Consider the following 15,015-nt stretch of genomic DNA (forward strand, 5'->3'; position numbering starts at 1 on the left):
TTATGAAAGATTTCCAATCGAAATTATTCACATGTATAATTACATCGATATGCTGCATTTTATTTCTTGGCTGCTCTGATGAGGGGCAAATGGATGGGCCATTATTGGTCCCAAAAATAGGTGTGGTGCCTGCCCAAAATGCCTTTTCTGGAAATGTAGGAGACCAGATTGATATGTTGATCAATATTTATACTGAAAGTGGAAATGGTAAGTTCAATTCTTTAAAGGCAATCAAGAAAATAGGGGATGAGGTCGTGGAAGAGACTGATTTGATAAAGCATGATCCAAAGGGGCATTCGACACCATTTGAGACAGGATATGTTTATGATTTTAATGAACATGATATCAATAGCCCTGTGACAATACGTTTTGTTATGGAGGCTGTGGAGAAAACAGAATCCGGAGGATCAGTTTCTACTCAATCCTTTAAGGAGATAACAATTGAAACTTTACCTTGATGCAAAGCTGGTGTAACCGTGTCCGTCCAAACCCCCATATTGATACAGGCGGTCTGAATACCTAATGTTGCAGGATGAAAAAGAAATCCAACCAAGCATATTACTCCCCGTTCAGTAAGTGGCAGGAATCCGGTCAGAGTAAGGCCAGCTTTACCCATTTAATGTGCTTGCCCTTGCCAGCTTCTATGTCTAAAATTTAATTTTAAATTTTCCCCTCAACTCTTCCCTCTTTACCTTTTTATGGGTGAGACAAACATCAGCTACCACCGATAATCCGCTAAAGGTATATATTACGCTTCGATAACTTTAGATTGATGATATTATTCTGTAAAATTGCTTTCTGATAGTGTTTTTGGCTTGGGAAAAGAGAGGATTTGTAAATGGAGAAGGTTAGAAAAATCAAGGATATTTTTGTAAATGGGGCTATTTCCCCGGATAAAATTGCTACATCGATCGCGAACCATAGTTCCAAAACGGGTATTGGGGGGCATTCTATCTTTTTAGGGCAGATCCGGGCGGATGAAAAGGAGGGCCGTAAGGTGCAGGCCATCGATTATACCGCCTATAAGGATATGGCTTTGGAGAAGGCTAGAGAAATTAGGGAGGATGTGTTCGCCAAATACGACCTTAGCTGTATGCATATTTACCATAGTCTCGGCGAGGTTAAGGTTGGAGAGATCTGCTTGTTTGTATTTACCTCCTCAGCGCATCGTAAGGCTGCTATTGAGGCTTGCAATGAATTAGTGGAACGTATAAAATCGGAGCTTCCCATCTGGGGTAAGGAGATTTTTGATGATCATTCTGAGGAGTGGAAAGTGAATCGCTGAGGAATGAATAATTTTGTCCCAAAATAACCTTATGGATAAGCATGACCCTAAAGCCCCAAACCCAGGATATATTATAATCATTGATGCGCTGACTTTCATGGTTTCTACCGGATTTTGCAGTCAATTTGGCTCCTTCACTTTTGGCCAAAGTGGGATTTATGACGAAGCCGAATTCAATTAGTTAAACCCTCGAAACCTAGTGTTTTTTTGGTCTATACGAGAAGGTTACCATTTATCCCTCTAGACCCACCTCTCAAGGCTCTTTGCTAGTGGAAGAATAACGAGACTGGTGCTTTTGGGAAGGCATTCTTAGGAATAATTTCGTATATTTTAGAGGATGCTTAGCACTCGCTCAGCGCTTTACTAAGCTTACTACCCAATCCACAAGCTATGAAACCTTATATCCTTTTGATTTTTACCTGCATATCATTCTGCTCCTGCAATGATAAAAACACCAGCGCTGATCGGGTGGATCAGGAAGGGAGTTTTGATTGGTTATTAGGAGAATGGCTGCGTACCAATGACGATGAGGGGCTGGCCACCTATGAGAAATGGCACCGATCGCAGGACGGTTATTCGGGGATTGGCTATACGGTGAAGGGGGATGATACGGTCAAAATGGAATATATGGACTTGACGACTGAAAATGGGCAGTGGAGTCTGTCCGTCGCTATCCCCGGCGAGGTGGAGGCTACTTTGTTTCGGATGGATAGTCTGGAGGAAAACTACTTTAGATGTATCAATGATTCTATCTATTTCCCCCGCAAGATAGAATATTGGCAATTGGAAAATGAGCTCGTGGGAAAGGTGTCCAACGAGGATATGGAAATATTTTTTAGCTTCCAGAAGATGCCCTAATACCTATCTTAGCCTTCTCTCCCTTGGGCGCCTTTGTTTGTCCAAGTGCCACCACAGGAGTTATGAAGCCGCAAAGTGCTATTGTTCTTCCTCCGGACCGGCTCGCATTTAGTTCCTCAGGTTAATACATCTTGAAAAGCTATTCCTCACATTTTATAAATTTTGACGTGTTCCTGGAGAGTTAGGGGACGGGGTTAGAAACGTTTCTGACCGCTAAACTCCATTGCCTCGCCCTTGCCAAATCCAAAGCTGATGCCCAGGGTGAAGAAAGTGCCTCGGCGGCGATAGTTGTATTGGTAAAAGTCAGGTACGGCTGAGCCCGTTTGGACGGTTTGGCTTTCCTGGATACGGCTGGCAAAGATATCACGCACACTTAGATTGATGATGGATTTACCTTTCCATATCTTTTTACGAATCCCAATATCCGCAAAGGCAAAACCTGAAATTTCCCGTTGGAAGGTCTCAAATCGTGATTGGTAATTGCCGATCAGTTCAAAATCAATTTGTGCCGGCAGGGAAAACTTACTGGTAATTCTCACCGTGGAAGGGGAGGAGCTGAAGTCAAAGCTCGTGCCCTCATACTCGCCATCTCTTTTGACATAGTTATAGTTGAAGTCCCCATTCAGTGCCCACCAGTCTGTGGGGTCGTATTTGGCGTTTAGCTCAAAGCCAGTAGATTTGTTAGTACCGATATTTAGCGGCATGGTGATGCTAACATTGTTTTCCACGCGGGTGACATTCTCCATTACATCTGTGGTGTATCGGTGATATATCGCAGCGCTAAGGGAGAATTTTTCCTGGTCATATAGAAAGTTCACCTCATAAGAATCTGCATATTCTGGAAGCAGGTTTGGATTGCCTGTTCTTACGCTGTATTCATTTTGGATATTATAAAACGGATTCAGATCCCAAAGCCTAGGCCGAGAAATCCGTCGGGAATAGCCACCCTGAATGGAGAAATTGTCCCATACCTTATAGGAGGCATGCAGGGAGGGGAATAAATTGGTAAAATTCTGAGAATTGGTTTCACCAGTTTCGACTAAGAGAGTGCTCATATCGGTGGATTCCACCCTTAAGCCTGCTTTCACCCCAAATCTTTCGGCTTCATAGGCTCCGGTGATATAGGCGCCTAATACGCCTTGCTGGTACTCAAATAAGTTGCTGAGATTTTGGTTGATCTGCCACTGTCCATCCTCCAGGGAGCTGATGGTATAGTCATTATATACATCGTTGAAGACGTACTGAGCGCCAGTCTCCATGGTAATACGGTCATTGAAGGGCTTGGTATAGTCGAGCTTAAAGGTATATTCTCCCTGACCAAAATCGGTATCTGTACGCTGCTGATCATCACTCGCCGCATCTCCAAAGATGGGGCTGTTTATAAATGAAGAGGACTGGTCCTTCCCAAAGAAATTGCCAATGGCGCTGAAAAGTAGCATATGCTCCTTATGATCATCGAAATCCTTCTTGTATTGAAGCTCATACTGCCATTTTGGATTGGTGGCCTCGGTGGATTGCCCACGGTTCCAGCTGGCAATAGCGGTGTTTTCCTCGTTTAGATTATCAAAAAGCGTGGAATAAGACTCTGATTCCACTTCATAGGCGTAATGACCGGTGAGGGAGATTACATTATTGTCATTGATATGGTAGTCTGTTCCTAAGATGATATTATAAAAAGTCTCATTCTTGTCTCCTTCCCCGCTACTCACGATGCTGTTGGGACTGTCATTGCTGCTATTGATGCTGCGGTTGACCTCTGGAAAGGTACGATGACCGATCCCCAGCTGGCTGAAGAGATTAAATTTCTCAGTTCGCTTATTCAGACTTAGCCCCAGACTGTGATTATTTGGAATGCCAGTATTTAGGGTGACAGAGCCATTTAGGCCTTTTTTCTCTTCTTTTTTGAGGATAATATTGATGATCCCCGAGGAGCCCTCCGCATCGTATTTGGCTGAGGGATTGGTGATCACCTCGATGGCCTCGATCATATCCGAGGTGAGGGTGCCAAGGGCGTTTCCAGACTCGCTGGCTAAGACGGATGGTTTGCCGTTTATTAGGATTTCAACTCCGGTATTGCCTCTGAGGCGGATTTCACCTTCCACATTCACCGTTACTGAGGGGACATTATTTAGCAGCTCCAGGCCGCTTAACCCAGCGCTGGCTAGGTTTTGGCCCACATTGAATACTCGCTTATCCAAGCGAAATTCAGTGGTTGATTTTTCGCCTGTGATCAACACCTCATCCAAGGTTTCGGTATTTTCGGCTAACTTAATGGTGCCAAGATCTGCGACTGCCTCCGAGAATGTGATGTCCTGTATCACCTGGGTCGTATAGCCCAATAAGCTCACCTGCACCTCGATGGAGGTGATGCGGGTGGATACACTAAAGCCTCCCTGCTGGTCTGTGGAGGCGCCAGAGATGAATTTGTCTGTGGAGAGGTCATTGACACGTACCGTCGCAAAGGGCAGGGCTTTTCCACTGGCGGCGTCCACCACCTTACCTCTCACCTCAAAACTAAACGATTGACTCCACACGTTCATGACGGTGATAAAAATTAGGCAGATGCTGAGGCTTATTGTTTTCATTGGGTTTTGCTAGGTGTTGTATCGTGTATCCCGATATTGATTGGGTATTATCTACGCCATATCTGTTAATGACCAAATATTTATCAAAAATAATCAAATTTTCCTGTCACTATATTCTTACTTGTTGGATAGTGCTATCTTTCACTTTGACGGTCTATTTTTGGGATAAAGGTAAATCCATTTATCCATAAATTAGAGCAGAAGAATCAGAGCCTAAAATACGAGCGATCTTGACTCGCCCACCAAGGAAGCTAGCCTTGTGCTAATCCTGATCTATGCCGATTCCTTTTTCAACTATTAGAAAACTTTTATTTTAACTTTCTTATTTTACTTAGCTCTCAAATATAAGGTGTAGAGCGTGCCTGTACCTCCCGCACCCCCGCCTATATTGATGGCAAATGATCCGTCTCCTTTGACATCCCCGCCATAGGAGATCGATCGTGAAAAACGCTCTTCTGCGGCTAAATTTAGATTAAATCCTCCCTCATTAGCATTGATTCTATCAAAGGATTTGATGGTTTTATCCGCATTTAGGTAAAGGATATAGGCCCAGCCCTCATACTGCTGGTTTGCGCCAGTGATCAGGTCAGGGATTCCATCTCCATCGATATCCCCAGCGCTGGCCATGGCATGTCCTAGATTTGCGCCATAAGTGCCATTTGGATTTACCCCCTCGACCAATTTATCCGTGAAGCCATTCATGCCTTCCGTTAACTTGATTTTAGAAAGTACCTGATGGCTGTCCTTGTCCAATGACAGTATCCAGATGGCCCCTTTGCCTTGGTTGGACATGAATGCGCCCACCGCCAGCTCCTTGTTTCCGTCTCCATCGAGGTCGCCAAGCATGGCTACTTCCCTGCCGCCAAACTGATCACCATCTTCTAGGCCTAGCCCGAAGCCTCCCTGTGTCGAACTAATCGTTGTGGACTTGGTGAGTTCTACCTGTGAATCTGCATTCAAATATAAGATGCTGATCGCACCACGGTCGGTGCCACCCTCATCCGAGCCGGGATTGCAGGCCACCACGTCAATTCTCCCATCTTCATTAATATCCCCAATGGCTGACAACCCATTGGCAATTATGTTTCTGTTTTTTACAAAGTTCTTTACCGTTCCATCGGCATTCAAATGGATGATATACAAAGAGTGATTTGGAGGGACAGGGGCGGAAACCGCTATATCAGGAATACCATCGGCATCGTAATCGCCAATACCCGCGACGCCATAGCCAAAGAAATTGCCGGCATTTAAGCTTTCCGAAAAACCTCCCTCAGTCATGGATATCTTTTGATTGGACTTTACGCTGCCATCCTTATTCATAAATACAATATAAACGGCGCCAGCATCGACCTCTCCATCGTCATCTGATCGCGCTCCCACCACAAAATCCGCTGTTCCGTCCCCATTGACATCGCCCACCAAATCATGGTCCCTGCCAAATCGGTCCCCATTTTCCAGATTGGCGGAGAATCCTCCATAGCCTTCCTTGATGATGGTCACGCCTTCTGCTTGATATCCCGTTGAATTTGCGGATGCTATTTCACCATTGAGAGCGTCTTGGCTACAGCCAATAGCAGTGAGGATTACAAAAAGTATAGCATGGATTTTCATTGATGAGTGAGATTTTTCTCTTAGACTTTGTTTTGAAGCTTTGGTTTAATAGCTGGCGCAAAAAAAGAAATTTTATTTCTACCTAAAAATGGTATGAATCCTTATATCAGGTATCCCAACCAATCTTTGGCGGTATCCATCAGCCATTAGCTCCTAGCATTCTGCCTGTGGTGGCCGACGTAATAGAGATAGAATGGAAGGATCCTCTAAGCGGGGATTGTTTTTGCCAGACTATATTATCCCCCTTAGTGGAGGGTGAACTATTTTTCGAAGATTAAAAATTATTAATCAGGAACGGGTTTAAATGTTTGGGTATAATTATTTTTTTTATGTAAGAATAAAACTTTATATGATGCTGTGATGAGATGAGTTAAAAATGGGTTTTGATAATTAAAAGATTTTTTCACTTGCATAATATTATTATTTTCAATAGCTTAAAAATTATTTTCTATAAATAACCAGTGATTAAATCCTGACTTAAGAGGTTTCATTATTAAAAAGAGACCAATCATATCCTAGTATTGCATTTAATCGATTTTTTATTTGGAAGAAGCGAATTGAAAGTATAGGAATGAGTAATAGCCTTTAGCAATTAAAGAGATCCACGGAGCAACAAGGCTCTTGGCGATTAATCAGGGATTAGTAGGAGCGATCTTTCTCGCAGGTAGTATTAGGCCTCATTGGTCAGCGTAAGAGGCTTTTTTTGGAGGCTGATAGTGGAATAAGAGAATATTTTGAGAATGAGTTTGGCAAATTTACTATTGCTTAATGCCGGGGATAATATCCGTAATAACTAAAATGCTATAACTATGACTATGGATGGGAAACGGGGCTTCTGTAAGATTTGCCTAAACAGGGGGGTTGACGCAAATCACGGGGTTATATGTGGGCTGACGAATGCGATGCCCACCTTTGAGCTAACTTGTGATTCCTTTATTGAGGATAAGGTTAAAGTGGAGGCTAAGGAGTCTGGCTTCAAAGAAGCAATGGTATTGGCGAATGAGGCAAGTAAGATCATTAGGCTTATCAATTACTTTTTAGACATGGTTTTTATCTTTATATTTTTCATGGGCATAGGTTATTTGCTATCGATTTTATTTCCTTATCTAGAGATCTTTAGGGATGAAGAATCTATCTTTATATACCTAATGGATTATTCGATTGTTCTTTTTTATTATCTATTTTGGGAGCTATCCACAGGAAGAACCTTGGCTAAATACTTTACTAGGACTAAGGTAACCACTTACACTGGAGAAAAGCCAAGTGCCAAGTCTCTGTTAGTACGTTCATTGCTTCGTTTCATTCCTTTTGACCCTATAACCTTCTTAATAAGCTCCTCAGATGGCTTTCATGATAGGTTTTCGAAGACTAAAGTGATCCGATCCAATATCAAAAAGACCTAAATCACACAATTCGTTTAAGGTGTTTTGCTCAAATATGAGGTGGATTTTGGCTGAGCTATTTAAGCTTAATTTTCAGCAATTTATACCTGTTTGAGGCATTAGCCTTTTAATTTCCTTATAATTGTAGCTCTACCTGAAGCTACATTCACTCACTTAGGGTGGGTTTTGGGAGGGGTTGAAATCAATGGATATGGGAAATAAAGAGCTTATACAGAAATTTTACACCTCTTTTTCAGAGGGGAATGCCGCCGGAATGGTGGCTTGCTATCATGATGAAGTGGTGTTTGAAGATCCTGCTTTTGGCCAGCTGAAGGGGGAGAGGGCGAAGAAAATGTGGGAAATGTTACTTTCCAAAAAGGGTGGAGCGGCTAAAATTTCCTTTGATCAAGTGCATGCAACAGCTGATTCGGGAGCCGCGCACTGGCTGGCAGAATATACCTATGGTAAGCAGAATAGAAAGGTGATCAATAGAGTAGAAGCCTCCTTTAAGTTTAAGGAGGGGAAAATCATTGAGCATATCGATTCGTTTGATCTGTGGAAATGGACCCAACAGGCCATGGGGCTTTCTGGCTATTTATTAGGATGGAGCTCGTTTATTAAAACCAAAATTCAGCAAACTACCAAAGCCAAGCTGGATGCATTTTTAGAAAGTCAATCCTCGCAATAGTTTAAAGGGATATTTTGACTCGTATTTGATTTCATTTTTGTTTGTAAAAGCAATGGCTAATTTAAAGTAATTAAAAGCAGGTTTATGATCCAATTAAAGTGTCATGTTAGCATTCCTGATTTGTCTCGGGTTATAATTAAAAGATACTTAAACTAGGGTTTATTTACTTATAACCATGTGTTAATATTATATGAATGGTAAATAATACTTAATTTATTCCGAAATAATCTTCATCAAAAGCTTTTCACTTTTTGATAATTGAGAGACATATTTTATGTTTTTTAGAGGCTTATCGGCATAAGAGTCCAGTTTATCGTCCAACAAGACTTGCATGACTTTAGGATGAATATAATACTCCCGACAGACGGCCAGGGTATTCCCCAGGGTCTTAGCTACTAATTTGACCAGCGTAGGTTCCAGCTTTTTCCTGGGATTTCCCTCTACCAGTGCTGAGGCATGAGGGAAATTTTCGATAGCGAGCATAGTTCCGCCCCAGGTGCGAAAATCCTTTGCGGTGAAATAATGGCCAGATATTTCGCATAGGTATTCATTGACATCGTGAGAATCGAGGCGGTGCTTCGTCTTGTCCTTTTCAATATATTTGAAGATTTCGTATCCGGGAAGTTCAGAGATTTTCTTTATCATCCTGATCAGGCGCTTGCTCTCGACTTTCACCCGGCGCTCTTTGCCACTTTTGGCTTTATATTGCAGGTATAGTTTACCATCTTTTTCGACGATATGCTTTCTCCTAAGAGTGGTAAGGCCATAAGTTTGGTTTTCCTGCTCGTATTGTTTGTTGCCTATTCGGATATAGTATTCATCCAGCATCATGACAATCATCGCCAATATCTTTTCCTTTGGCCAGCCCCGGCGCTGAATATCCTCTTCAATTTTTTTGCGAATAAGAGGGAGCTTTTTCCCGAACTCCAATAACTGGCTGTATTTATTAAGTTGCCGATGCGCGACCCATTTAGGATGATAGATATATTGTTTGCGGGATTTCAGGTCAAACCCCGTGACCTGGAGGTGGCCATTAGGCTTCTGGCAGATCCATACATTCTCCCACATCGGAGGAATCACCAGCTCCTTAATGCGCTGAAGTATTTCGGGGTCCTTGATTTTTTGACCTTCGCAGTCTATATATATAAAACCCTTGCCGCATTTTCTTCTCGTAAAACCAGCACAATCATCCATGAGATAGATGATTCCATGTGGGCAGTTATTGGATGGATTCATTCCGAACAGACCTATTAAATGAGCATAACTAACTTCGAAGCTTTGCTTTTTGTTTTATAAATAAGAGCAATGCTTATAGTGAAAATCCCTAATAACAATGCCAATCTTTATGAATAGGAGTAAGTATTACCAGAAAAGCCTATTTATTTTGAGCAGAAAAATCTCAGGGCCCTTAGCCTTTTGTATTCATCCATCATATTTGGAATAGGGCTTTGTGGTCAGAATAAGTGATATGCCATTAAAGGAATTGATTTGCGAAGCAAGTAGGACAAATAATATAAGGAGGTAGTGGCGGCCTAAGGCCGACGATGGGCCAGGGTTGTTTTTTGATCAGCCAAAAAAAAAAGAGAGGCTGTCCCATTAAAAACTTGTCTTAACCATTTCTTGAAACCACCAGAAGGTCCAGCGGGAGCACAATTGGCAGAAAGAGTAAAGACTGTTTTTAGGATGAGACAGCCTCTCAGGTATTAATTTGTCAGGGGTATTCTACGCTTAATCGCTACTCTATATTTGGGTTACTCTAATAATCAGTCTTTGGTCGCAAAATCCGGATAGGCTCTCATGCTATGCTCGTTGATATCGAGGCCTTCCACTTCTTCGGCTTCAGGGACGCGTATTCCCACGGTTTTTTTCATGGAGTAGAATACGATAAAGCTAAAGGCTATGCAGAAAGTACCTACCGCTCCTACACCGATAAGTTGGGACATCAGCTGGGAGAAACCTGCCAATTCGCCGAATATGCCAACCGCTAAGGTGCCCCATATTCCACCAACAAGGTGGACGGAAATGGCTCCTACGGGATCATCTACTTTAATTTTGTCGAAGAAAATAACTCCGAATACTACTAGGCCTCCGCCTACAAATCCGATGATGGCGGACTCACCTACCCCCATCATATCTGCACCTGCGGTGATCCCCACGAGTCCGGCAAGAATACCGTTGAGTACCATGGTGATATCGTAGGACTTGAATTTGATATAGGAGAATAATAAGGCTCCGAAGGCGCCCGCTGCTCCAGCGATGGAGGTGGTGACGAATACTTTTGAAACAGTCCCCGGGTCAGCAGATAGCACTGATCCGCCATTGAAGCCAAACCAGCCAAACCACAGTAGGAATACGCCGATTACGGCCATAGGGATATTATGTCCCGGTATAGCTTTCATCCCCTTTTCGGTATATTTACCTATTCTTGGTCCTAATAAATAGGCGCCAATCAATGCTCCCCATCCTCCGACGGAGTGTACGATGGTGGAGCCTGCAAAATCATAAAATGGCGTGTCCAGGGTATCGAGGAATCCGCCTCCCCACTTCCACATGCCTACGATCGGGTAGCAGATGGCCACATATAAGGTACTGAAGATGATGAATGGCCCTAGCTTAATCCGCTCGGCCACGGCACCAGATACGATGGTGGCAGCTGTGGCTGCAAACATCGCCTGAAAGATAAAGTCGGTGAAGAAAGTATATCCTTCGTTATAATTGGAGGTGTCCCAGCCTTCTGGCAGGCTAAGGCCCAAGCCGCTGAGGCCAAAGAATCCACCCGCAAAGGCTTCTCCCGGATACATCAAGTCAAAACCTACAAAGGCGTAGGTTAAGATACCCATGGCTGGAATGATGGTGTTCTTAAAGAGGATGTTGATGGTATTTTTTGCTCTGGTGAGGCCTGCTTCGAGCGAAGCGAAACCTAGGTGCATAATGAACACCAGTATGGTGGCTACCATCATCCACACATTGTTGATGGTAAAGAGTTCTTGAGTCATCTGAATGGGTAAGTTTTAGTGGCTGACTGTAACTAATTGGGTGGTACTGATTTGTTGATTAGGATTAAAGGGCGTCGGATCCGGTGTCGCTATTACGAATTCGATACGCTTCCAGGACTTCAGTGATGAAGATTTTGCCGTCTCCGATCTCGCCGGTTTTGCCCTCATTGAGGATGCAATTGATGACAGGTTCTACCAAGTCCTCGGTCACCACGATCTCCAGCTTCGTGCGAGGAATGAAAGTGGGCTCATAAGTGACCCCTCGGTACTTTTCTACTTTTGCATGCTCGAGACCCATTCCTTTTACTTCATAGAAAGTAAGAAACTTCACCCCTAGTGCTGCAACGCATTTGTGAATCACCTCAAAACGAGCCGTTCTAATAATTGCTTCTATTTTTTTCATTTTATGTAGCTGACAAGCTGATTGGTTGAAATTTTACCCGACTAGCGTCGATTTCGACTACAAACATAATGAAACAGATTCTTAAATAACCATTAAACTTTATAATTTTTGCTAAAAAATGGCAAAATGGTTGTCTTAACATCCGATTTTGTCAGGTTTTGCAAATTATAGAGGATGCATAGGGCTTTTTTGCAGGGATAAAGACTCCCGTAAGATTTTTGGGGTCATAATGGGCAGTTATTAAAGATTGTTTTAATTTTAGGCTCCAGATAGACTGAATCTTTTATACTTAACACTTATATAAATGAATAAACCCACACTTTTGATATTAGCCGCCGGCATAGGTAGCCGCTATGGCGGTAATAAGCAGATCGATGGTTTTGGCCCCACAGGAGAAACTATTATAGAATATTCAATTTTTGACGCTATACGAGCAGGATTTGGCAAGGTCGTTTTTATAGTTCGTGAAGAAATACTTGAAACTGTAAAGGAGATATTCCTTCCTAAGCTCGAAGGAAAGATAGAGGTGGGTTTTGTGATTCAGTCGCTAGCCTCTGAGGTGCCAGCGGAATACTTTAGGCCAGACCGTAAGAAGCCTTTTGGCACTGGCCATGCCGTACTCTGTGCCAAAGACCATATTGATGGACCCTTTGCGGTGATCAATGCGGATGATTTTTATGGTAAAGAAGCCTTTCAGGAGTTGGGTGTTTTCCTGCAAGAAAAAGTCGATCCGGAACTGCACTGTATGGTGGGCTATGCGCTCAAGGATGTGCTTTCTGAAAATGGTACTGTAAGCCGAGGGATCTGTGAGACCGATGTGGAAAATCGACTGATCGGTATGACTGAGCGAACCGCCATCAGCCGGGAAGGGGAACATATATATAGCCGGGAAGAAGAGGAACCTTTCGAAATCGACCCTGACACTCCTGTAAGTATGAATTGCTGGGGATTTCACCCTTCCTTCTTTGAGGAAGCGGAGCGCATGTGGAAGGCTTTTCTGCCTCTGCATCAGGATAATCTTAAGTCGGAATTTTATATACCAACTATTGCTAATACCTTAATAGAGGAAGGCAAAGGAAATATTATCATTCTTCCTGGAGGAAAAACCTGGTTTGGCGTGACCTATCCACAGGATCGGCCAGTGGTGGAAGCAGCCTTGTCCCAGCTACATCAGCAAGGAGAATATCCAGCTGATTTATGGGCCTTATAAGATGCCCTGTCCAACACTCTTCCTGATAAATCAGGACTATTACGTATCAATCATAAACACAAGTACAGCATATCATTCATGAAGAAACTTCTTTTCTCAAACAAGCCTATTTCTAGTAGCATAGCCTTATTGGTGTTGCGTGTATCCACCGCTGCCATGATGCTGACTCATGGCTGGGCAAAAATCTCAAATTTCAGTGAATACCTGACTAAGTTTGCTGATCCCCTAGGATTGGGAGCTGCCGTATCCTTGCAGCTAGCCATCTTTGCGGAATTTTTCTGCGCCATACTTTTGGCAATAGGTTTTATGAGCCGAGCGGCATTGATCCCTTTGATCATCACCATGGTGGTCGCCGCATTTGTGGCACATGCTGGAGATCCCTTCGGGAATAAGGAACTTCCTCTCATGTATCTGGCAAGTTTTGTCACCCTCTTCCTCACTGGACCTGGCGCCTTTTCCATGGATGCGCAGATGCTGAGAAATAATAGATATAGGTAATTGCCCTGATGAGCAGCTTACCTTGGAGATATAAAAAACACAGGCCTGATAGCGATTGCTACCAGGCCTGTGTTTTATTATTACTGCTTTTTATCAATTACACCATCCTTGCAGTATCTACCTGGCGGATAATCTCCTCGTAGTTTAGCTGCTGATAATTTTGCAGAATCGTTGGGTCATCCATTACCCGGTCCATGATTTCATCCTGAAGCTTTCCTTGCGCATAGGCATCGGCATACTTCATATCAGAGAAGGTGACCATGGTATAGAGAGGAATCCACTCGTTAGGATAAAGCTCATGAAGCTTGGCTTCAATTTTTTTCCTCACTAGAAACTTCGGGTTCGCCACACTGTCGCGCATCTCCGTGAAGTTGTCTCGGGCCATTTTGCTGATGGCATCAGTATCTTTCTTGCGGATTTTTTGGAACTTCTCGAAAACTAGCTCCCAGGATGTTGCCCCGTATTTCTCCAATAATCCATCCAGAATATAGCAATCCTCAAAACCACAGTTCATGCCCTGACCAAAGAAAGGGACCATCGCATGACAGGCATCGCCTATCAGCATGGACTTATTGGCTAGCCAAGGGTAGCACTCCACATTGATAAGAGAGGAGGTGGGATTGTCAAAGTATTGCTGAGCCAGGTCTGGCATCAAGGCATAGGCATCATCAAAATAGGTTTTGAAGACCGTATCCAAATCCTTACGATCATTGATCTTGGCGAAGCAAACTTTTGCTCCCTCGAATGGAAGGAATAAGGTGCAGGTAAATGACTTGTCGGGATTAGGAAGTGCGATCAGCATAAACATGCCTCTTGGCCAGATATGCAAAGCATTAGGGTCCATGGCATACTCGCCCTCTTTGGTGGGAGGGATGCTGAGCTCCTTATATCCATGAGAGATGTATTCCTGGGTATAGTTCAGACGGGTCTGGTGCTGCATAGCATCACGCAGGGAGGAATAGGCACCATCTGCACCGATGATCACTCCGGGAGTATTTTTCTCCGTGCTCCCATCGGGATTCTGGACCACTATACTAGTGTCTGTGATGTTGATTTCCTTGCAGTGATGGTCAAATTTCATCTGAACGCCATTCTTTTCGGCCTCATCCACCAACATATGGTTGAATTTTCCTCTGGAAATGGAATATATTGCTTGGTTTTCTTTGCCATAGGGCAAGAAAGTAGTGTCTCCGTGCTCATCATGGATCCGACGACCATACATGGGGATGGCGTAAGGCTCGACCAGACTTCTCAAGCCCAATTCATCAATGGCCTTCCAGCCTCGGTCACTAAGTGCCATATTGATAGAGCGGCCTTCTGGCGCATACTCTGGCAGACGTAAGTCGGGCCTTTTTTCATATACGGATACGCTTAAGCCGCGCTTCTGGAGAAAGATCCCCAGCAGTGAGCCAATCAATCCCGCACCGATTATGCTGACATCATTATTGTTCATGAATAAAAACTAGTTAATAGGTTTGTAAAATAGGTTCTTGGTCTGT

Annotated in this window: 14 protein-coding genes; 8 read left to right on the forward strand and 6 right to left on the reverse strand. The window is 43.4% G+C overall.

The features are described 5' to 3' along the window. Positions 1 to 2 precede the first annotated feature (2 nt). The 4 genes from B050_RS0104340 to B050_RS22030 all read left to right on the forward strand — a co-directional run bounded on the left by B050_RS0104340 (position 3) and on the right by B050_RS22030 (position 2,143). The gene (locus tag B050_RS0104340; protein ID WP_157492524.1) at positions 3 to 458 is read left to right on the forward strand and encodes a hypothetical protein; all 456 of its coding nucleotides are present in this window, start codon (positions 3 to 5) and stop codon (positions 456 to 458) included. Between the two features lie 380 nt (positions 459 to 838). Continuing rightward, on the forward strand, positions 839 to 1,285 hold the full coding sequence (locus tag B050_RS0104345; RefSeq protein WP_018472668.1) for a molybdenum cofactor biosynthesis protein MoaE: 447 nt from the start codon (positions 839 to 841) through the stop codon (positions 1,283 to 1,285). 31 nt (positions 1,286 to 1,316) lie between these two features. Further along, positions 1,317 to 1,466, forward strand: a complete 150-nt coding sequence (locus tag B050_RS23370; protein ID WP_018472669.1) for a hypothetical protein — start codon at positions 1,317 to 1,319, stop codon at positions 1,464 to 1,466. 209 nt (positions 1,467 to 1,675) lie between these two features. Then, positions 1,676 to 2,143: a hypothetical protein gene (locus B050_RS22030; RefSeq protein ID WP_018472670.1), complete on the forward strand. Its 468-nt coding sequence runs from the start codon at positions 1,676 to 1,678 to the stop codon at positions 2,141 to 2,143. Between the two features lie 194 nt (positions 2,144 to 2,337). On the opposite strand, the gene B050_RS0104360 is transcribed toward B050_RS22030, so the two are convergent. Next, entirely contained in the window at positions 2,338 to 4,728 is a 2,391-nt protein-coding gene (locus B050_RS0104360) for a TonB-dependent receptor domain-containing protein (RefSeq protein ID WP_026235624.1), read from the reverse strand. A 327-nt stretch (positions 4,729 to 5,055) separates the two neighbouring features. Then, positions 5,056 to 6,339 carry an FG-GAP-like repeat-containing protein gene (locus B050_RS22035; RefSeq protein ID WP_018472672.1) on the reverse strand — a complete coding sequence of 428 codons (1,284 nt, stop codon included), beginning with the start codon at positions 6,337 to 6,339 and terminating at the stop codon, positions 5,056 to 5,058. An 815-nt stretch (positions 6,340 to 7,154) separates the two neighbouring features. Between B050_RS22035 and B050_RS22040 the strand changes: the two genes are divergently transcribed. Together B050_RS22040 and B050_RS0104375 are read left to right on the forward strand one after the other, a co-directional pair. Further along, positions 7,155 to 7,742, forward strand: coding sequence for an RDD family protein (locus B050_RS22040; RefSeq protein ID WP_157492526.1), 588 nt, complete (start codon positions 7,155 to 7,157; stop codon positions 7,740 to 7,742). 190 nt (positions 7,743 to 7,932) lie between these two features. Further along, positions 7,933 to 8,409 carry a nuclear transport factor 2 family protein gene (locus B050_RS0104375; RefSeq protein WP_026235625.1) on the forward strand — a complete coding sequence of 159 codons (477 nt, stop codon included), beginning with the start codon at positions 7,933 to 7,935 and terminating at the stop codon, positions 8,407 to 8,409. A gap of 213 nt (positions 8,410 to 8,622) precedes the next feature. Here the strand turns inward: B050_RS0104375 and B050_RS0104380 are convergent, their stop codons facing one another. From B050_RS0104380 to B050_RS0104390, 3 genes are all read right to left on the reverse strand, one after another. Next, a complete protein-coding gene (locus B050_RS0104380) occupies positions 8,623 to 9,645 on the reverse strand; it encodes a DNA topoisomerase IB (RefSeq protein ID WP_018472675.1) in 1,023 nt (340 codons plus the stop codon). A 527-nt stretch (positions 9,646 to 10,172) separates the two neighbouring features. Then, a complete protein-coding gene (locus B050_RS0104385; protein ID WP_018472676.1) occupies positions 10,173 to 11,405 on the reverse strand; it encodes an ammonium transporter in 1,233 nt (410 codons plus the stop codon). Positions 11,406 to 11,469: 64 nt separating this feature from the next. After that, a complete protein-coding gene (locus B050_RS0104390; RefSeq protein ID WP_018472677.1) occupies positions 11,470 to 11,808 on the reverse strand; it encodes a P-II family nitrogen regulator in 339 nt (112 codons plus the stop codon). Positions 11,809 to 12,112: 304 nt separating this feature from the next. On the opposite strand from B050_RS0104390, the gene B050_RS0104395 reads away from it, so the two are divergent. Next, positions 12,113 to 13,018: a nucleotidyltransferase family protein gene (locus tag B050_RS0104395; RefSeq protein ID WP_018472678.1), complete on the forward strand. Its 906-nt coding sequence runs from the start codon at positions 12,113 to 12,115 to the stop codon at positions 13,016 to 13,018. Between the two features lie 78 nt (positions 13,019 to 13,096). Then, positions 13,097 to 13,516 carry a DoxX family protein gene (locus tag B050_RS0104400; RefSeq protein WP_018472679.1) on the forward strand — a complete coding sequence of 140 codons (420 nt, stop codon included), beginning with the start codon at positions 13,097 to 13,099 and terminating at the stop codon, positions 13,514 to 13,516. A 97-nt stretch (positions 13,517 to 13,613) separates the two neighbouring features. On the opposite strand, the gene B050_RS0104405 is transcribed toward B050_RS0104400, so the two are convergent. Continuing rightward, positions 13,614 to 14,969, reverse strand: a complete 1,356-nt coding sequence (locus B050_RS0104405) for an FAD-dependent oxidoreductase (RefSeq protein ID WP_018472680.1) — start codon at positions 14,967 to 14,969, stop codon at positions 13,614 to 13,616. Positions 14,970 to 15,015: the final 46 nt, after the last annotated feature.

This window comes from Echinicola pacifica DSM 19836, assembly GCF_000373245.1.
In the GTDB taxonomy this organism is placed as follows: domain Bacteria; phylum Bacteroidota; class Bacteroidia; order Cytophagales; family Cyclobacteriaceae; genus Echinicola; species Echinicola pacifica.